We start from the raw sequence: 17614 nt of genomic DNA, 5'->3' as shown, positions 1-17614 counted from the left end.
CCACGACGCCGCTAGAGAACCGCAAGCATTCCGCCATCGACATAGATGATCTGACCATTCACATAGTCCGAGGCCGATGAGGACAGGAAGACGGCGGTGCCAATCAGCTCTTCCGGCTTGCCCCAACGTTTCGACGGCGTGCGCCCCTTCACCCAGGCATCGAATTCAGGATTGCTGATCAGAGCCTCATTCATGTCGGTCAGCATGTAGCCCGGGCCGATCGCATTGGCCTGAATACCGTGCTGCGCCCACTCCGCCGCCATGGCCCGGGTCAGCATCTTGATGCCGCCCTTGGCGACCGTATAGGGTGCCACGGTCGCACGGGCAAGTTCGCTGGTCAGCGAGCCGATATTGACGATCTTTCCATATCCGCGCGCGATCATACGCTTTGCTGCCTCGCGACCAATGACGAAGGCGCTTGTGAGGTTGGTGTCGATCACCCGCTGCCAATCGGCGGTGTCCAGCTCGACCATTGGCTTGCGATACTGAATACCGGCATTGTTCACGAGAATATCGACTGCAATCCCCGCGGCATCCAGGCTTTCGAAGGCCGCCTTTACCTCCTCTTCCGACGTGACGTTGAAGGACGCAGCCTGAGCCTCGTGCCCCGCGCTGCGAAACTCTTCCACAGTCTCTGCGACGCGAGACGGGTCTGTGCCATTGATGAGGACGCGGGCACCAGCGACGGCGAGGCCTTCGGCCATGGCGCGCCCCAGACCGCGCGACGAGCCGGTGACGAGTGCGGTGCGACCCGTAAGATCAAAAATAGACTGGTTGCTCATCATTTTCTCCCTCAAAGCATGCTACGGCGAACCGTCAGGTCCGACCGTTCAAAAACCTGCGGCAGCAATTCAGTGCCGAGGCCTGGCCCATCCATGGGCAAGATGAACCCGTTTTCGATCACCGGGACATGGGTGACAAGCTCTTTATACCAGCCTGTGTAAAAAGCCCGGACCGATTCCTGAATCATCGTGTTGGTCTGGGAGAAAGATGAATGGACGGCTGCGGCATAGGCAACCGGACCTGTACAGTCATGCGGGGCATAGGGCCGGTGATAGGTATCCGCCAGCGCCGCAATCTTGCGGCCTTCGGTCAACCCGCCGGTCCAGACCAGATCGGTCATGACGATGCCGATGGCGCCAGATTCCAGCATGTCCTTATAGGGGAAGCGCGAGCCGAGCGTTTCGGAGGCGCAGATAGGAACGCTCGTCGAGGCAGCAAGCTCCGAAAGCGCCGAGACGGAGTTCATCCGGATCGGGTCTTCGTACCACGTCGGCTCGAATGCTTCCAACTCGCGAGCGATCCTCTTGATGGTCGGCAGGTTCCACAGGCTGTGAAACTCCACCATAATCCGCATCTGATCGCCGACCTGCTTGCGGATTTGCTCGAAAGGTTTGATGGCGGCGCGGAACTGCTCAGCGGTGATATAGCGACCGTCATTCTCGATCGCGGCTGGATCGAAAGGCCAGATCTTCATCGCCGAAATACCTTGCTCCAGCAGATTTTCGGCGAGCGCCCCCGCGTCGGTCATGAAGCCTTTTAGATCCTCGTAGGGGCCTTCCGCATCGTCGCGGAAATTCCAGGTATCGACTGGCCTGATCTTGTTGGAACGAACATAGCCGTAACCCGCGCAGGTATTGTAGACGGGGATGCGATCGTGGCACAGACCGCCCAGCATCTGATGGACCGGCTGGTCGCACACCTTCCCGAAAATATCCCATAGAGCAAGGTCGATCGCCGAGGCCGCGCGGTATTCCGCGCCGGTAGACGCCTGCGCCATCGGCAGGTTGACCATTTCACGCGCGTGCGCCTCAATCCGCAGTGGATCACGCCCTAACAGTCGGCTCGCAAGCACGTCATGAATATGAGCCTCGACCGAACCTGCGCCGTAGAAGGTCTCCCCGAGACCAATCGGTCCGGCATCGGTGTGAACGCGGACCCAAAGAACGTTCGCGAACTCTTCCGTTCTTAATGTCTCAATAGACGTAATCTTCATGTATTCCTCCCCTGCAACGTCGTTCCACGATCATCAGCATGATGGTGGCAACCCTCCAAGCCGCCTCTAGCCAGCAGTCGTATCCTTGCTGGTAAAATATCACAACATGTTTTAGGTATAACCAGCATAACGTTTTGCTCCGGCTGGAGAATAGGGAAAGATGGTACGCAAGCAGGCAAAGCCCACGCTCGTCACGAAAGATGTCAGGCCGAAGCGCGCCAACAGGATCAACTTCTTTGAGCTAGCCTATGAGAAGATCGAGGAATTACTGATCAATTGCGAACTGAAGCCCGGTCAGCAACTGACTTTGCAAGAGTTGCAAAACGCGACAGGTCTTGGACGAACGCCCGTTCACAACGCGGTCAGCCGATTGGCAACCGATACGCTGCTGACGGTTCTGCCGCGTCATGGTGTAAAGGTGATGCCGATTGATCTTGCGCGGGAACGCCTGCTTCTAAAGCTGCGCCGCGACATGGAGCGCTTCGTCGTGCGCCTGGCGATCGACCGTGCGAGTCTGTCCCACCGCAACCAGATGCTGCATATCGAACATGCTCTGCGTGAACGCCGGAATGATATGACGCTCACCGATTTCAATGTACTTGATCGTAGGATCGATCAACTTTTGCTCGCTGCTGCGAATGAACCGTTTCTGGAGCACACGTTGCGACCGCTGCACACGATCTACCGCCGCATCGGTTTCATCCATCACACGGTCACGGACGGAAAGGCCGACCTTTCGACTACAGTCGACTGTCATCTGTCGGTGTTGAACGCCGTTGCCAACAGGCATCTTGAGGCGGCACTTGGCGCCACCGACACGTTGATCGGCTTTGTCGATTCCATGTTCGTGGAGATGGAGGCGGGCATTGATCCACGGCTTCTGGATTGCAGCATCGAGCCGATCTTCAAGACCTGATGAAGATGTCGCCGCAAGCCACATTCGCCAGGATCTAACATGGGCGCCAGATAATGTTAGGACACTAGCTGTCCATGACTTCGGCCTTAGATTTCCTCACTCAACGCCCGCTGGATGAAGTCGCCCGGATCGCTTGCGAAGTCACGATAGAGCTTGAAGTGTCTCGTCTCTTCCAGCCTCGTCTCCACGAGGCCGCCACGCGTGATCTCCAGAAGCCGCGCGCCCGGAACCGCCATTAGGATCGGGGAATGTGTCGCCATGAGAATCTGGGCGCTGGCTGATTGCTGAACGCGGTGAAGCAGCCGCAGCAATTCCAGCTGGCGATTGGGAGACAGCGCGCTTTCGGGCTCATCCAGAAGATACAATCCCTGCCTCGACATCCGCTCTTCAAAGAAACGGACGAAGCCCTCGCCATGGCTCCAGGACAAAAAGTCTGGAGGCGCAGCAGAGGCGTCGCGCGCGGCTTCATCGAGGTAGCGCGCCACCGAAAAAAAGGATTCAGCGCGGAAGAACCAGCCGGTTGTCACCTTTGGCAACCATGCCCCTCGGAGTGCAGCGCCAAGCAACGCGCCGCTGCGATCGACCGCCCGAGAATGATCGACAGGCATGTACCCCTTGCCCCCGCCAGCCTCGTCAAAGCCACACAGGGCGGCGACCGCTTCAATGAGAGTAGACTTTCCCGTCCCGTTTTCGCCCACGATGATCGTCAATGGCGTGCCGAAATCAAGGACGAAGTCCTTGTCGAACCAAGGCAGATTGAATGGATACTGATCGCCCAGCGTTGCGTCATCCTTGACCGAGAGACGCTTGAGATAAGGCGCGGGAAGATTGGTCAGTCGGGTCTTGCGCATCATCTTATCTTGGGCGGTATTGGCCGGTTTTTCAACTCTGAACGACCGGTGCAGTTCGAGTAATTAGGGCCGAAACACCATGGCTGGACCCACGCTCGACACGGCCGTCTATCATATTTCCTCTTGAATGGAGACTTCCGTCCTGTTTGCCAGGCGGGTTGTGGAAAATCGCCGCAATGAAAGCTTATCGTCGCGGTTCAGACGTTGATCTTCCCTGTAGTGCCAGCAGTTCTTCGAGAAGGGCAGATAGGGTCGCCTGCTGCTCGTTGCCCACTCTGACACGCAGGAGATCGAATGATCGATCGGTGGTGATAGGAGGCTTTGCAAATTGCATGATCCAAAAGACACTCTTAGCAGTATACTTGTCAGGACCCACGCGAGGAAAACGGCATGTATCGTGATCTGCAAGGCTACTATCGACAGCAACCCGAACCGCCGCAACGCAAGCCGGAGTATCGGCAGCTTTCCGAGCGCGAGCAGAAGGTGCTGATCTGGGTGTTGGTCTTCAACGCAATGTTAGCGCTCGTTGCGCCGATCGGTGGCGCGACGGTGATCTCGGCAGTCTTGGCGCTGTTTAACGGCTAAGCGCTGACTGCATCACGCGTTCACAGTGAAGCGTCCAAAGGCGCCTCGGGCGAAGCACAAAGGATCGCCTTCGCGGTGGGCTGCGCGGAGGACCCGTCCGATAATGATCGAATGGTCGCCTGCATCATGAACCGAAGCTTGTGCGCATTCGAAGCGGCTGAGCGTCCCCGGAATGATCGGTACGCCTTCCGCATTTCGCTCCCAGTCCAGTTCCTCAAAGCCACGCCCGCCGCGTGTGAAGCGCGAGCAAAGCGCATCCTGCTCCGCATCTAGAACATGGACGGCGAAATTCGTCGCGCCGATGAAGACGTCGTGGCGGGTTGAGGTCTTTGCTGGAGACCAGAGCACCAGCGGCGGATCAAGCGAGACGGATGAGAAGCTGTTGACCGTCATGCCTGTGGGGCCGCTTGGCGTGGTTGCTGTGACAACAGTCACGCCCGTCGGAAAGTTTCCAAGCGCATTGCGGAAGCTCCGCGATGTTGTCGCGTCAGGAACAAAGCGATGTTCATGTTGCGCATTCGCGCTACTCGTCGATGTCATCAGGGCACCTCACGACCATTTGCCAGCGTGTAAAGCTCAAACCATGTCTGCCGATCCATCTCGACCGTCTCGGCACTGGAAATGGTGGCGATACGCGCCAGATTGTTGGTTCCCATCACCGGCAGGATCTTCGCCGGGTGTGCCAGAAGCCAGGCGACGGCAACAGCTGCCGCATCGACATCATTCTCCCTAGCGATCCGCTCCAGTGCATCGGAAAGCGGGCCTTCCTTCCCCATTAGTGATCCCCCGCCGAGCGGAGACCAGGCCATCACCGGAAGGGCGCGCTCCTGCAGATAGGCGAGATCGCCATTGGTGAAGGCAGAGGTTGCGGCAAGGCTGATTTCGATCTGGTTGGTCAACAGCTCTTCCGTCATGTTGGATTGCAGCAGTGAAAAATCCCAGGGACGGAAATTCGATACGCCGACACTTCTGACCTTGCCGGATGCCACTAACGCATCCAGCGTTTCGCCAGTCTCTTCCGGATCCAGCATCGGGTCGGGACGGTGGATAAGAAGGAGATCGATACGGTCCGTATTCATGTCACGCAACGAGGCTTCGACGGACGCGTTGATATGCTTTGCGCTCGTGTCGTAATGCTTGACGCGGGCAGCCGAATGGCGACCAACGGGAGCAACGATGCCGCATTTTGTGACGATCTCAATTCTGTCGCGCAGCGACGGCGCCTGTCGAAGGGCATTGCCGAGGATGGATTCCGCCGTGTAGCCGCCATAAATATCGGCCTGGTCTATGGTGGTGATGCCCTGTTCGAGGCACGCCTCGATCTTCGCCTGCACATGGCGCGGCGATGTGTCGGCGTCTTCGCCGATCCGCCACATGCCGTAAACGATGCGGCTGAAGGAAAGCCCGGATGTGATATCGATGCGTTGCATTAGTGGCGCTCTCCATTGCCAAGGGGTGTTGCAGGGGTTTCTGCCGGAACCCGCCCATGCGCATGCGGCAGCGAGCAGGTCTTCATCTCAGGCAAAACCTTACGGCCGAAGTGCTCGGCCTCGTCAAGATGCGGATAGCCGGAGAAGATGAAGGCGCGAATACCCATCTTCTGATAATCCTCAAGCTTCGTCAGGACCTGATCGGTGGAGCCCACAAGCGCCGCACCGCAGCCCGAACGCGCACGCCCGACACCGGTCCATAAGTGCGGCTCGGTATAGCCGAACTGGTCGGCCTGTTCGCGGGCTTTCGTCTGATGAGCGACGCCGAGCGAGACGCTATCATGTGCTCGGGCACGGATCTGACCTCCATAGTTGTCATCAAGCTTCGAGACGAGATGGTCGGCATAGTCACGCGCTTCGGCTTCCGTGTCGCGGACGATCATATGCACGCGCAGACCGTAATCGAGTGTGCGGCCATGGGCTTTGGCACGCGCATGCACCGCGCGCATGCGCTCGGCCAGTTGCTCCTTGACCTCGGGCCACATCAGATAAACGTCGCATTGGGCACCACAGAGCTCCAGCGCATCCGGCGAATAGCCGCCGAAATAGAGCAATGGCCCACCATTCTGCTGATAGGGGCGCGCGGGTTCGGTCGTGACATTCTTGAACTGGTAGATTTCGCCGTCATGATTGATTTCATCACGCGTCCATGCCTGACGCAGGATTTCGACCACCTCGTGGCTGCGCTTGTAGCGATAGGCGCTGTCGGCGACCTCACCTGGAAAATCCGAACTGATGACGTTCAGCGTTAGCCGGCCTTTGAGCATATGATCGAGCGTCGCGACGGTACGCGCCAGCATGATGGGCTGCATCTCGCCACAGCGGATTGCGGCCAGGAAGTTGATGTTCTCAGTGATCGGCGCGCACCCGGCAACGAAACTCAGCGTATCCTGGCCGACCTGATAGGAGGACGGGCAAAGAATGTTGCGAAAGCCAAGCTCTTCAGCCTTTTTGACGATGGAGGAGCAATGATCCCAGCTCGAACGCAGCCGGCCATCCGGAACGCCAAGAAACGCATAGTCATCGGAGCAAAGAGCCGAAAACCAGGACACCTCCGCAGCGTCAAGGCCAGCTGAGGTTACGGGCACAACGGTCATGAAAATCCTCCCAAAGCATCCAACGCCTATTTGACTATCAGCCACGATAATGTAAATCAATAGTGTATCAATTTCATGCGGCGAAGGAATGGCGCTAAAAATGAGGAGCTCCAAGGGAAGTCTGCCCATGTACCTGCAGATCGTGGAGACAGTGGTGCGCGATGTTGCGGCGGGCCGCTTGATCGATGGCGAGAAACTGCCTCCCGAGAGAGACATGGCAAAAGATCTCGGCATTGCCGTTGGCACGTTACGCAAAACGCTGGCCGAACTGGAGAACCGTGGGCTGCTGGAGCGCATTCAGGGATCGGGCAACTATATCCGCGCCATCAACGACCCGCAGAGCGTCTACGCTCTGTTCCGGTTGGAGCTAATCGAAGGTGGCGGCCTGCCAACGGCGGAGGTTTTGAGCGTCCATCGTGAGACCAAAGATCCGACACTCCCCTCCTTTGGCACCTCCCCCGAGGGTCACCGCATTCGCCGCCTGCGTCGGATCGGGGGCAAGGTCGCCGCCATCGAAGAGATCTGGCTCGATGGTTCCTACGTCGATTCGATCGTGGCGGAAGACTTGTCCGAGTCGCTCTACCTTTACTACCGCACGCAACTCAATCTGTGGATCGCCAAGGCGGAAGACTATATCGACCTCGACAAAGTTCCGGACTGGAAACCCGCCGCTTTTCGCCCCGCCACCGGTGATCCCCTCCCCCACGTGCTGCGCATCAGCCACTCCCATGACGGACAAAAGGCCGAGGTATCGCACACATGGTACGACCATACCGTTGCTCGATATGTCAGCCGGTTGCGATAGTGAGCCAAAATGCAGCGCGCCCAGCGATCACCACCATCCACGATGGACGTTTTCAAGCAGATCGGCGCTTCACGAAGAGAGAGTTAGCATGCATTTCCAAAAGACAGCCGACGGCTTCGAACTGGCCATCAACGCAAGCACAGTTCTCCGCCACTCGGTGGACGCTCCATGCGTCTTCGTCGGCAAGGGCGAAGAGCGCATGGATATGTATCGCGGCAATTTCGATATCGAAGATTACGTGGTGGAGCGCGTAGCACTCACTCACGCAGAGTTCGAAGGCGATCGCATCGCGTTGTCCACTGCGAGCGGCCAGCCGCCCAGGCTTCGGTTAAGCATCGTAGGCGACAGCGTCGGGATCGAAGCGCTCGACCCTTCGATTAACCGCTTCTGGCTGCGCGTGGTCGCCGAAAAGGATGAATGCATCTGGGGCGGCGGCGAGCAGATGTCCTACTTCAACATGCGCGGCCGCAAGTTTCCGCTCTGGACATCAGAACCGGGTGTCGGCCGCGACAAGACCACGGAATTGACTTTCAAGGCCGATGTGACGAGCAAGGCGGGCGGCGACTACTATCACACCAACTACCCACAACCGACCTATGTCTCCTCGCGTCGCTACGCGCTGCATATGGAAACGACGGCCTATTCTGTCTTTGACTTCCGCCGGGAGGGTTTTCACGAGATCGAGGCCTGGGCCGTGCCGGACCGTCTAGAATTCTTTGCAGCGGATAGTTTCAAAGCACTCGTAGGACAACTTTCGCTTCGCTTCGGTCGTCAGCCGGAACTGCCGGACTGGATCTATAATGGCGCGATCATCGGTCTGAAGGATGGCGAGCAGTCTTTTGACAGGCTCGATAAAATCCAGGCGGCCGGCGTGAAGGTCTCCGGGCTGTGGTGCGAAGACTGGGTGGGCCTGCGCCACACCTCTTTCGGCGCGCGCCTCTTTTGGGACTGGAAGGCGAACGAGGAACGCTATCCGGCACTTCGACAGAAAATTGCTGAGCTTGCCGATAACGACATCCGTTTCTTAGGCTATGTGAACCCCTATCTCTGCGTCGATGGCTCCTTCTTTCCGGAAGCGGAGGCGAAGGGTTATTTTGCCAAGAACGACGCCGGCGAAACCGCACTTGTCGATTTCGGCGAATTCGATTGTGGTGTGGTGGATTTTACGAACCCCGAAGCAATGGACTGGTTTGCGGAAACGATCATCGGCCAGAACATGCTGGATTACGGCCTCTCCGGCTGGATGGCGGATTTCGGCGAATACCTGCCAATCGACATTCATCTTTCCAACGGCGTCGATGCCAAGCTGATGCACAATGCCTGGCCGACGATCTGGGCAGAGGTCAACGCAAAGGCTGTCGCAAGTCGCGGTAAGACGGGCGATGCATTGTTCTTCATGCGCGCAGGTTTCACCGGGGTCCAGGCGCATTGCCCGTTGCTGTGGGGCGGAGACCAGTCGGTGGATTTCACCAGGCATGACGGCCTCGTCACGGTCATGTCCGGCGCGCTTTCCTCCGGCCTGCTCGGCAATGCCTATCACCACTCCGACATCGGCGGCTATACCAGCCTCTTCGGCAATGTCCGCACGCCAGAACTATTGATGCGTTGGGCCGAAATGGCCGCTTTCACCCCCGTCATGCGCACCCACGAAGGCAACCGCCCGCGCGACAATCTACAGATCGACCAGGACGAAACGGTGCTCGCGCACTTTGCCCGCATGACGGCGATCTACGTCCACCTCGGCGCCTACCTGAAGACTTTCTCCAGGCAAGCCGCAGAAACCGGCCTCCCCGTCCAACGTCCGCTTTTTCTGCACCACGAGGACGACCGCAAAACCTACGACATTCAAGACGCCTATCTCTATGGAGAAGACCTTCTCGTCGCACCAGTCTGGCAAGCGGGGCAGAGCGAGCGCACTACCTACCTGCCACGCAACACCGAGTGGGTGCATATCTGGACCGGCTTGAGGTATGATGGCGGTCAGGAGATAACAGTCGACGCACCACTCGGCCAACCACCTGTTTTCTATCGCAAGGGCTCCCAAAACGCCGACCTGTTTGCCAGCCTTCAGCAGATCTGAACGCAGGACGTCGCAATGTCATAGGGCCTGGTCCTATATGAGCGGAGCTCGCCACTCGCGTTTCATCGCCAGAGACCTTTTCAATCGACGGCAGTATTCAAATGTGCCCTGCCGCAATCAAGCACAAATCATGTCGAAGTGGGTCAGTGAATACGCATTGCATCCCCATTACCACCATAGATTTTAATCCATTGCGGCGATCATCATCCCGTGGGGATATTCGACCTGTAGTACACATTAAGAGTTGACTCTATTACTCATCTTTGAGATTGCGGAAGTGCGTTCGTTGTTGCTCTTCGGGACAGTGCGGCACGGCGCTCTTAAGGAGTACGCATCTTGTCGAGCAGTAGAGTTGAAGTCACGACCGAGCACGCAAGCCGTTATCTGCAGCAATTGTCGAAGCATTGGGCACACAAATTCGAGACCGAATTCACGCCCCTTTCATCGAAAATCGCTTTGCCGCTCGGTGATACGCGACTGAGCGCAAACGATACCTCGCTTGTTATCGAGGTCGTCGCGCACAAAAGCGAAGATCTTTCGGTTCTCCAAGATGTTGTTCAGCGTCACATCGAACGCTTCGCGTTCAAGGAGACGCTCGATTTTGAATGGCGACCGCTCGCCTGACGTCGGCGCCGTCAGCGACAGGTAGATAAAGATTTTGATGAGGGGACTAGGGGAAACATGTCGGTTCTTAAAGATAGTTTTGGGGTGAACAGCTACGGCTTCGCTATACTCGCCAGCGTATCCGTTATGGCGTTGCAGCCAGCATTGGCCCAGGCACAAGACGTCCGGTCTGCTACGAATGCATCAACGACGCCAACGGTATTGAAGCCGATCGTCATTCGAGGAGCGCGCGACAACAAGCCGGCAACGGCAACCATCGGTCAGCCGGCGGCTGCCTTCAGCGGTGGTCAGGTATCGACCGAAGCGCGGCTCGGCGCACTCGGCAACCGCCCCATCAAGGACACGCCTTTTAGCATTACGGCCTACACAGCCAAGCTGATCCGCGATCAACAGGCACGGACCGTTGCAGATATCACTCTGAATGATCCTTCCGTTCGGGCGGATGCGCCTCCCTTCAGTGAGCGTGACTCATTCCTGATCCGCGGCTTCCCCGTCGTCAATCTGGACATTTTCTATGACGGGCTTCCCTATATCGCCAATCCGCGCCGACATTTCCTCGAGGGGATTGAACAGGTTCAGGTGCTGAAAGGACCGAGCAATTTCGTCAATGGCGGCATCGGCCGTGTCGGCGGGACCATCAATCTCATTCCAAAGCGCGCGGCAGATGAGCCTTTGACGCGGCTGACGACGGGATATCGCAGCGATTCACAACTCTGGACCCATGCTGATGTCGGCCGCCGTTTCGGTGAAGGCGATGAGTGGGGCATCCGTGCCAATGGCTCTTTCCGTGGCGGTGAGACGACGCTTGATCATAATGATACGCGGATCGGTGTGGCATCTCTCGGAATAGACTATCGCGGAGAAGATTTCCGTGCCTCGCTCGATCTCAGTCACTCGACCCAGAAGCTGGATTCGCCGACGTCTCTATTTAATACCGCTGCTGTCGACACGATTTTACCTACAATCCCAAGCGCGCCAAGTGGCAGGATCAATACCGGCGCTCCGTTCGAGTACCACGACAGTTCTTACAACATGGCTGCGGGTAGAATTGAATATGACATCTTGGAAAGTACGACACTCTACGCTGCGGCCGGGGCAAGCCTTTATCGAGAGGATTTCCTTACCTCTTCGTATGAAATCACAAATTCAAACGGCGACGCTAAACTTAACTTCGGGTACAATCCACAGGAGATAGTTAGCTACGTCGGCGAAATGGGTATTCGCTCAAAGTTCGAAACCGGCGAGATTGACCATTCCTTAAGTATTTCTGGTCAGACAGCATACACGGAAAATAATCGTGCTCACATAAATCCACGTCCCGCTGCGCTGGGATTTCCGCCAGATATACCTACGAATATTTACAACCCCACATATATTTCTAGTACGTTAGTCAATACGGCGGGACTTCCTCGTTCCGGAGATGTGCATCGATTCTCGCAGCTAAGCGCAACAAGCTTCTCAATTGCCGACACCTTGTCGTTCTTTGACGAAACACTTGAGGTCACGTTGGGAGGGAGATATCAAAATGTCCGGCAACAGGGCTTTAACCAACGCCCTGGTAATCCCCTAGCGCCGGTCGGAGCACGAAACTATGTGTACGACAAATCGCGCTTTAGTCCTGCAGTCGCGGCGAATTTCAAACTCTCCGGAGATCTTTCCGCATATGCAAATTACGTAGAGGCGTTGACAGAGGGAGCTATCGCCCCCGCCGCCGCGATCAAGAACGCTGGCCAAGTATTCCCGCCATTCGTTAATAAACAGAAAGAGATCGGTCTGAAGTATGACGCCGGCTCGATGATATTAACGGCCGCTCTGTTCGAAATCAGGCAAGCGAGCGGCTTCACGAAAGATAACACATTTGACGTAAATGGCCTGCAGATAAACCGTGGTCTCGAGTTAACCGCTTACGGCGAACCTACAGATGGTCTCCGGCTGCTCGGCGGCGTCACATTTATGAATGCGGAACTTGCCAAGACAGCAGGAGGAACATTTGATGGTAAGGACGCGCCTGGCGTTCCGAAAGCCTCAATCAGCCTATACGGCGAATACGATCTCCCCTGGCTTGAAGATGTAACTCTCAATGGCCGTGTCGTTTACAGTGGTAGTACATACTACAATCAGAACAATACCCAAAAGGTTGATGGGTGGACGCGTGTTGATCTTGGCGCGCGGTACACGTTCGAGCGCGAAAACGGCAAAGCTGTTGAACTGCGGGCCAACGTTGAAAACGTCTTCAACGAGAACTACTGGGCATCGTCCGCTCGTGGCTTCCTCGCAGCGGGTGCGGCTCGCACCTTCATGGTTTCGGCGTCATTCGACTTTTGATCGCTCGTCTTTGCTCTCCGATCACGGCTACATACGACTCGCCTTTGAGGTAACCACATGAAATTGCTATTACTTTCGGCTCTCTTGGCCATCGCCTCCTTCGTCTCATACGCACAGGCAACGGAGGTCCAAACCGCAAGAGGCATGGTGTCTATTGCTAAGAAGCCTGAGCGGGTGGCCGTGTTCGACATGGCTGCACTCGATACGCTTGCGAGTATCGGCATGAAACCGGCAGGTGTGCCGGAAAAACTTTATCTAGAAACGCTTGAGCCTTTGAAGCAGGGTGCAGAGATCGTCGGAAACATTTTCGAGCCTGACCTCGAAGCCTTGAGTTCTCTTGGTCCAGACCTCATCATTCTCGGTGGACGGTCGTCAACCAAGGTCGATCAGACAGCAGCAGTCGCGCCAACCATCGACATGACGATGCTGGGAGACGACCTCGTCGCTCAAGCCAAGGAGCGACTGGCGACCTATGGCGAGTTGTTTGGCAAGCAGGAGGAGGCGCAGAAGGTTTCAGCAGATCTCGATGAACGTGTCCGTGATGCCCAACAGGCGGTCAAAGGCAAGGGAAAAGCTCTGATCGTCATGACCAACGGACCGAAGGTGACGGCCTATGGGCCGGGCTCGCGGTTCGGTTGGGTGCACGCGACATTGAATCTCGACGCAGCCGTGCCGGACATCAAGGCAGCCAATCATGGTGAGGCCGTCTCGTTTGAGTTCATCAACAAGGCCAACCCGGATTGGCTCTTGGTACTCGACCGGGCCTCGGCGATCGGATCGGGCGAACAGGGAGCCAAGGCAACCCTCGACAATGAGCTTGTCGCTCAGACGACGGCTTGGAAAAAAGGACAGGTGATCTATCTCCCCGCTCCCGAATTCTACATTGCAGCGGGAGGCGTTCAGTCGACGGGTAAGGTTCTTCAGGTGATCACCGACACCTTCAACGCCGCGAAATGATCGATACGGGCCATCGGACTTTGTGGCGGCCGACGCTTATCTGCGGAGGCGTTCTCCTCGCCTTAGCGGTAACCAGCCTTTTTATCGGCGTCTCAGACAGTGGGACGGTTGAACTTCTCATGGTCAGCAGGTTGCCGAGAACTCTTGCGGCCATTCTTGTCGGCGCGAGCCTGGCTCTTGCCGGCTTGGTCATGCAGACACTCGCCCGCAACAACTATGTCGAACCTTCCACGACAGGAACGTCACAAAGTGCCGAGCTTGGCGTGCTCGCCGTGACGCTGTTATGGCCATCGGCAAGCCTACTATTGAAGAGCATTGTCGCGACCGCCACGGCTCTTGCCGGAACTGCGGTCTTTCTCATGACGGCCCATCGCCTGCCGCCGACGCAACCCTTCCTTGTGCCGCTATTCGGCATCGTTTATGGTGGCGTGATTGGCGCAGCGGTGACATTCGTCGCGTGGCAGGCAGACCTTCTCCAGTATCTCGCAATCTGGACCAATGGTGAATTTTCCGGCGTGCTGCGTGGCCGATACGAGCTCCTCTGGATCAGTGGCGCCATGCTGGTCATCGCCTGGCTTGTTGCAGATCGGTTGACGATCATGGCTCTCGGTCGGGACACAAGTGTAGGACTGGGGATCGATTATGCCCGGATGCTGCAGCTTGGGCTCGTCATTGTTGCCGTGATTTCGGCGCTCTGTACCGTCATCGTCGGCGGCATTCCCTTCGTCGGCCTCGTCGTGCCGAATATCGTCTCACGCCTGGCCGGAGACAACCTCCGCGGCACCATGCCCGTTGTTGCGATGCTGGGCGCTATCCTCGTCTTAGGCTGCGATATTCTCGGGCGAACCATCAATTTCCCCTATGAAGTTCCCGTTGGAACTGTGATGGGATGCGTCGGCGCCCTCATCTTTCTCTATCTTCTCATTCATCGGCCGAAACATGCGTGATCGAAAGCTGCTGTTCCTGGCTTTCCTCGCCACGGCCACCATGATGGCCTATCTGACGATTGGCCTCAAAGGAAACATTGGCTTCGTCATCGGGCTGCGCGCCACCAAGCTCATCGCTCTCATCGAGGTGAGCGTCGCGATCGCCGTTTCCACCGTGATCTTCCAGACGGTGACCAACAATCGGATACTAACCCCGTCGATCATGGGGCTCGATGCGCTTTACGGGTTTGGTCAGATGCTGCTCGTCTTCATCTTCGGCGGCGTCGGCTACGCGTCCCTGTCTCCTCACCTGAAGTTCGGCGGAGAGGTCATTTTGTTGATGGCCTTCGCCAGCGCCATCCTCCTGCCGATGCTGTTGCGACGGATCGATATGAGTTTGATGCTGCTCGTCGGGATCGTCATTGGCATTCTGTTTCGAAGCCGTCCAGTCGCTCTTTGCCCGGCTGATAGATCCGAATGAATTCGCAGTTGCTCAGACCGCCGGCTTTGCGAATTTCAACGGCGTGCGCACCGATCTCCTGACTGTTGCAACGATTTTGACGGTCGTCGCTCTTGTCATCGCATGGCGATCGAGACATGTGCTCGACATCGTCGCTCTCGGCCCGGACAGCGCTACAGGTCTCGGTATTTCGTGGACGAAAACAACAGCAGCTTTGCTGATTCTGGTCGCAGCGCTCGTGGCAGTGTCCACAGCCCTGGTGGGACCTGTGGCGTTTTTCGGTCTGCTGGTGGTCGCGCTCGCCGAACGCATCGTCAACACCAGGCGGCACGCGACACTGTTGCCTGCCGCCGCCCTCGTCGCTGTCATCGTTCTTGTTGGCGGACAAACCGTGCTGCAGCACAGCCTTGGGAACAGTTCGACATTGAGCGTGGTGATCGAATTTGTCGGCGGCATCGTGTTTCTTCTGCTTCTCATCGCCGGAAGTCGCAAATGATCACTATCGAAAACGTGTCGGTCAACCATTCGGGAGCGGAGATTCTTAAGAATGTCTCGTTGACGATCCCCAAACACGGCGTGACCGCGCTGATCGGTCCGAATGGCGCGGGAAAATCGACCCTTCTGTCTTTGATCGCACGCCTGCAGCCGCTTCAATCAGGGCAGATCGCTATCGATGGCCACCGATTGGGTGAAACCAACGATCGGGACTTAGCAAAAATCATCGCCATCCTACGACAAGATTCAGTCGTCACGAGCAGGTTACGGGTAAGGGAGTTCGTCAGCTTCGGGCGTTTCCCCCATAGCCGCGGCCGGTTGACAGACAGAGATCGGGTCATTGTCGCGAAGTCCCTCGCCCGTTTTGCGCTCGACGATCTTGCAGATCGCTTCATCGACACGCTGTCTGGCGGACAACGGCAACGCGCGCTCGTAGCCATGACGTTCGCGCAGGAGACGGATTACATTCTGCTCGATGAGCCGCTGAACAATCTGGATATGTATTTCGCCCGCGAACTAATGCTGCATTTGCGTGCGCTCGCCGATGAAGACAACAAGAGCATCATCATCGTTCTGCACGACATCAACCAGGCGGCAGCCCATGCAGACAGGATCATCGCCATGAAGAACGGCTGCGTGGTCGCCGATGGCGCCCCAAGCGATATCATCAACCCATCGACGCTCCGCGAAATATACGGCTTCGACATGCGCGTCGAGACGATCGACGGCACGCCGGTCGTTCTTCATTTCAAGTGAAACGCTGCCAGCGTTTCACGACGGCCCGGTCTTCGTGCGAGTGTTCCGGATGGGAAAGACAAAGAAAAAAGCCCGCTGCCACCGCAGCAGGCTGATGACATTAAAAGCGTTGTCAAAGCTCAGAAGGGCTTGAACCGCTCAGGCCGGAAGGTCGCCAGCATTGGATGTTCGGCACCGCTTGCGACCTCATAGGCCAGCAACTCACCGACGATGAGACCGAGGGTCGCACCGCTGTGGCTGAAGGCAACATAGTAGCCGGGAACGTCTTTCATCGCTCCGATCACAGGTTCGCCATCGCCCGGGATCGGCTTTCCGCCAACCCCGATGGAGGCGACTTCGAGCTGCGGATTTCCCTCCATCACTTTGGCGGCCTCTGCCAGTAACGCGGCAACCACAGCCTCATTGATCTGATAGCCGCCGTCTGCGTCGACGGTCACACCCTCATCGGCCGCCCAGTCTGCATCGAGCGAAAAGGTGCCGCCTGGCGCTGGACGGACCGCGACGCGAGGCGTGTTGAGGACCGCCCGCAGAGGATGCGCCAGCGGCTTGGTCTGAACAAGAAGCGCGATAGGTGTGTCGTCACCGATGGTCTGGCCGTTCTCAGCGGCCATTTTCGGCACCGCCGGACCGGTCGCGAGAACAACGGCGTCCGCGCGGTGTAGATCGCCCTTGGCGGTTTGCGCCCCGACTGCGCGCCCACCTTCGATTACCACCTTGGCAGCACCCTGATCCGTTACCAAAACGCCGCCAAGCTCTGAAAACTCCTTCAAGAGCAAACCGATCAGCGTCGGAAGATCGACCCAGCCTTCACCGGGGTTGAAGATCGCGCCTTGCGGGGTAATCGCACTGGTGTCGAGACCGGGCACGACCCGAGAGACCTCCTCCGCCGAAAGCCGTTGCGCGTCATAGGCAAGTGAAACCTCGTGGCGATAGGCGGCCTCGATTTCGTTTCGCGCATCATCGGCATCCCAGGTCAGTCCACCGTCGAAGCGGAGCCAGTCTACGCCGGGATTCTTTGCAGCAAGCGTGCGATAGCGATCGATGCCCGCCATGCGCAACCGGTGGTACGGCTCGGAGCGCATGCGTGCCGAATTCAGCCAGGAGAGCGACCGGCCGGAGGCGCCGTTGGCAGATGGCCCGTCATTGAGGATCGTCACATTGATGCCGCGCCGCGCAAGCTGGACAGCGGTGGAAACACCAAAGATACCGGCGCCGATGATGACGGCTGTCGAGATGATGTTGTCAGTCATG

16 protein-coding genes and 1 pseudogene are annotated in these 17614 nt (G+C 57.4%); 10 read left to right on the top strand and 7 right to left on the bottom strand.

All coding sequences use genetic code 11. The features are described 5' to 3' along the window. Nucleotides 1–11: 11 nt before the first annotated feature. Nucleotides 12–782: an SDR family oxidoreductase gene (locus tag QE408_RS07385; protein WP_306929752.1), complete on the bottom strand. Its 771-nt coding sequence runs from the start codon at nt 780–782 to the stop codon at nt 12–14. A gap of 11 nt (nt 783–793) precedes the next feature. After that, nucleotides 794–1996 (bottom strand): mandelate racemase/muconate lactonizing enzyme family protein, encoded by a 1203-nt coding sequence (locus tag QE408_RS07380; protein WP_306929751.1) that lies wholly within the window; start codon nt 1994–1996, stop codon nt 794–796. Between the two features lie 160 nt (nt 1997–2156). Between QE408_RS07380 and QE408_RS07375 the strand changes: the two genes are divergently transcribed. Beyond that, nucleotides 2157–2912, top strand: coding sequence for a GntR family transcriptional regulator (locus tag QE408_RS07375; protein ID WP_306929750.1), 756 nt, complete (start codon nt 2157–2159; stop codon nt 2910–2912). Nucleotides 2913–2998: 86 nt separating this feature from the next. Here the strand turns inward: QE408_RS07375 and QE408_RS07370 are convergent, their stop codons facing one another. Further along, entirely contained in the window at nt 2999–3766 is a 768-nt protein-coding gene (locus tag QE408_RS07370; RefSeq protein ID WP_306929749.1) for an AAA family ATPase, read from the bottom strand. A gap of 387 nt (nt 3767–4153) precedes the next feature. Between QE408_RS07370 and QE408_RS07365 the strand changes: the two genes are divergently transcribed. Further along, nucleotides 4154–4348: a hypothetical protein gene (locus QE408_RS07365; protein ID WP_306929748.1), complete on the top strand. Its 195-nt coding sequence runs from the start codon at nt 4154–4156 to the stop codon at nt 4346–4348. A 12-nt stretch (nt 4349–4360) separates the two neighbouring features. On the opposite strand, the gene QE408_RS07360 is transcribed toward QE408_RS07365, so the two are convergent. The 3 genes from QE408_RS07360 to QE408_RS07350 are packed head-to-tail and all read right to left on the bottom strand — an operon-like array spanning nt 4361 to nt 6935. Next, nucleotides 4361–4888, bottom strand: a complete 528-nt coding sequence (locus QE408_RS07360) for a flavin reductase family protein (RefSeq protein WP_306929747.1) — start codon at nt 4886–4888, stop codon at nt 4361–4363. Continuing rightward, a complete protein-coding gene (locus tag QE408_RS07355; RefSeq protein ID WP_306929746.1) occupies nt 4888–5778 on the bottom strand; it encodes an aldo/keto reductase in 891 nt (296 codons plus the stop codon). Before QE408_RS07355 ends, QE408_RS07360 begins: the two co-directional genes overlap by 1 nt. Further along, nucleotides 5778–6935: an LLM class flavin-dependent oxidoreductase gene (locus QE408_RS07350; protein WP_306929745.1), complete on the bottom strand. Its 1158-nt coding sequence runs from the start codon at nt 6933–6935 to the stop codon at nt 5778–5780. The genes QE408_RS07355 and QE408_RS07350 overlap by 1 nt, the downstream gene beginning before the upstream one ends. A gap of 100 nt (nt 6936–7035) precedes the next feature. Here QE408_RS07350 and QE408_RS07345 point away from each other — a divergent pair, with 100 nt between their 5' ends. From QE408_RS07345 to QE408_RS07310, 8 genes and pseudogenes are all read left to right on the top strand, one after another. Further along, nucleotides 7036–7740, top strand: coding sequence for a GntR family transcriptional regulator (locus QE408_RS07345; protein ID WP_306929744.1), 705 nt, complete (start codon nt 7036–7038; stop codon nt 7738–7740). Further along, a complete protein-coding gene (locus QE408_RS07340; protein WP_306929743.1) occupies nt 7664–9820 on the top strand; it encodes an alpha-glucosidase in 2157 nt (718 codons plus the stop codon). Before QE408_RS07345 ends, QE408_RS07340 begins: the two co-directional genes overlap by 77 nt. 336 nt (nt 9821–10156) lie before the next feature. After that, a complete protein-coding gene (locus tag QE408_RS07335; RefSeq protein WP_306929742.1) occupies nt 10157–10444 on the top strand; it encodes a DUF2218 domain-containing protein in 288 nt (95 codons plus the stop codon). A 57-nt stretch (nt 10445–10501) separates the two neighbouring features. Then, nucleotides 10502–12769 carry a TonB-dependent receptor gene (locus QE408_RS07330; protein ID WP_306929741.1) on the top strand — a complete coding sequence of 756 codons (2268 nt, stop codon included), beginning with the start codon at nt 10502–10504 and terminating at the stop codon, nt 12767–12769. 57 nt (nt 12770–12826) lie between these two features. Then, entirely contained in the window at nt 12827–13726 is a 900-nt protein-coding gene (locus QE408_RS07325; protein WP_306929740.1) for a siderophore ABC transporter substrate-binding protein, read from the top strand. Next, nucleotides 13723–14673, top strand: coding sequence for an ABC transporter permease (locus tag QE408_RS07320; protein ID WP_306929739.1), 951 nt, complete (start codon nt 13723–13725; stop codon nt 14671–14673). The genes QE408_RS07325 and QE408_RS07320 overlap by 4 nt, the downstream gene beginning before the upstream one ends. Then, nucleotides 14666–15608 (top strand): annotated as a pseudogene (locus QE408_RS07315) (iron chelate uptake ABC transporter family permease subunit). Before QE408_RS07320 ends, QE408_RS07315 begins: the two are co-directional and overlap by 8 nt. Then, nucleotides 15605–16363, top strand: coding sequence for an iron ABC transporter ATP-binding protein (locus QE408_RS07310; protein WP_306929738.1), 759 nt, complete (start codon nt 15605–15607; stop codon nt 16361–16363). Before QE408_RS07315 ends, QE408_RS07310 begins: the two are co-directional and overlap by 4 nt. A 119-nt stretch (nt 16364–16482) precedes the next feature. Here the strand turns inward: QE408_RS07310 and QE408_RS07305 are convergent, their stop codons facing one another. After that, entirely contained in the window at nt 16483–17613 is a 1131-nt protein-coding gene (locus QE408_RS07305; protein ID WP_306929737.1) for an NAD(P)/FAD-dependent oxidoreductase, read from the bottom strand. Between the last annotated feature and the right edge of the window lies 1 nt (nt 17614).

The sequence above is a fragment of the Agrobacterium larrymoorei genome, from assembly GCF_030819275.1.
Lineage (GTDB): Bacteria > Pseudomonadota > Alphaproteobacteria > Rhizobiales > Rhizobiaceae > Agrobacterium > Agrobacterium larrymoorei_B.
This window is presented reverse-complemented; position numbering and strand designations above follow the sequence as displayed.

Excerpts from the sequence above, each read along its gene's own strand:
- QE408_RS07330 (WP_306929741.1), top strand. The coding sequence starts at position 10,502 with ATGTCGGTTCTTAAAGATAGTTTTGGGGTGAACAGCTACGGCTTCGCT.
- QE408_RS07305 (WP_306929737.1), bottom strand. The coding sequence starts at position 17,613 with ATGACTGACAACATCATCTCGACAGCCGTCATCATCGGCGCCGGTATC.
- QE408_RS07310 (WP_306929738.1), top strand. The coding sequence starts at position 15,605 with ATGATCACTATCGAAAACGTGTCGGTCAACCATTCGGGAGCGGAGATT.
- QE408_RS07375 (WP_306929750.1), top strand. The coding sequence starts at position 2,157 with ATGGTACGCAAGCAGGCAAAGCCCACGCTCGTCACGAAAGATGTCAGG.
- QE408_RS07360 (WP_306929747.1), bottom strand. The coding sequence starts at position 4,888 with ATGACATCGACGAGTAGCGCGAATGCGCAACATGAACATCGCTTTGTT.
- QE408_RS07340 (WP_306929743.1), top strand. The coding sequence starts at position 7,664 with ATGACGGACAAAAGGCCGAGGTATCGCACACATGGTACGACCATACCG.
- QE408_RS07350 (WP_306929745.1), bottom strand. The coding sequence starts at position 6,935 with ATGACCGTTGTGCCCGTAACCTCAGCTGGCCTTGACGCTGCGGAGGTG.
- QE408_RS07345 (WP_306929744.1), top strand. The coding sequence starts at position 7,036 with ATGAGGAGCTCCAAGGGAAGTCTGCCCATGTACCTGCAGATCGTGGAG.
- QE408_RS07370 (WP_306929749.1), bottom strand. The coding sequence starts at position 3,766 with ATGATGCGCAAGACCCGACTGACCAATCTTCCCGCGCCTTATCTCAAG.
- QE408_RS07380 (WP_306929751.1), bottom strand. The coding sequence starts at position 1,996 with ATGAAGATTACGTCTATTGAGACATTAAGAACGGAAGAGTTCGCGAAC.
- QE408_RS07365 (WP_306929748.1), top strand. The coding sequence starts at position 4,154 with ATGTATCGTGATCTGCAAGGCTACTATCGACAGCAACCCGAACCGCCG.
- QE408_RS07325 (WP_306929740.1), top strand. The coding sequence starts at position 12,827 with ATGAAATTGCTATTACTTTCGGCTCTCTTGGCCATCGCCTCCTTCGTC.
- QE408_RS07355 (WP_306929746.1), bottom strand. The coding sequence starts at position 5,778 with ATGCAACGCATCGATATCACATCCGGGCTTTCCTTCAGCCGCATCGTT.
- QE408_RS07320 (WP_306929739.1), top strand. The coding sequence starts at position 13,723 with ATGATCGATACGGGCCATCGGACTTTGTGGCGGCCGACGCTTATCTGC.
- QE408_RS07385 (WP_306929752.1), bottom strand. The coding sequence starts at position 782 with ATGAGCAACCAGTCTATTTTTGATCTTACGGGTCGCACCGCACTCGTC.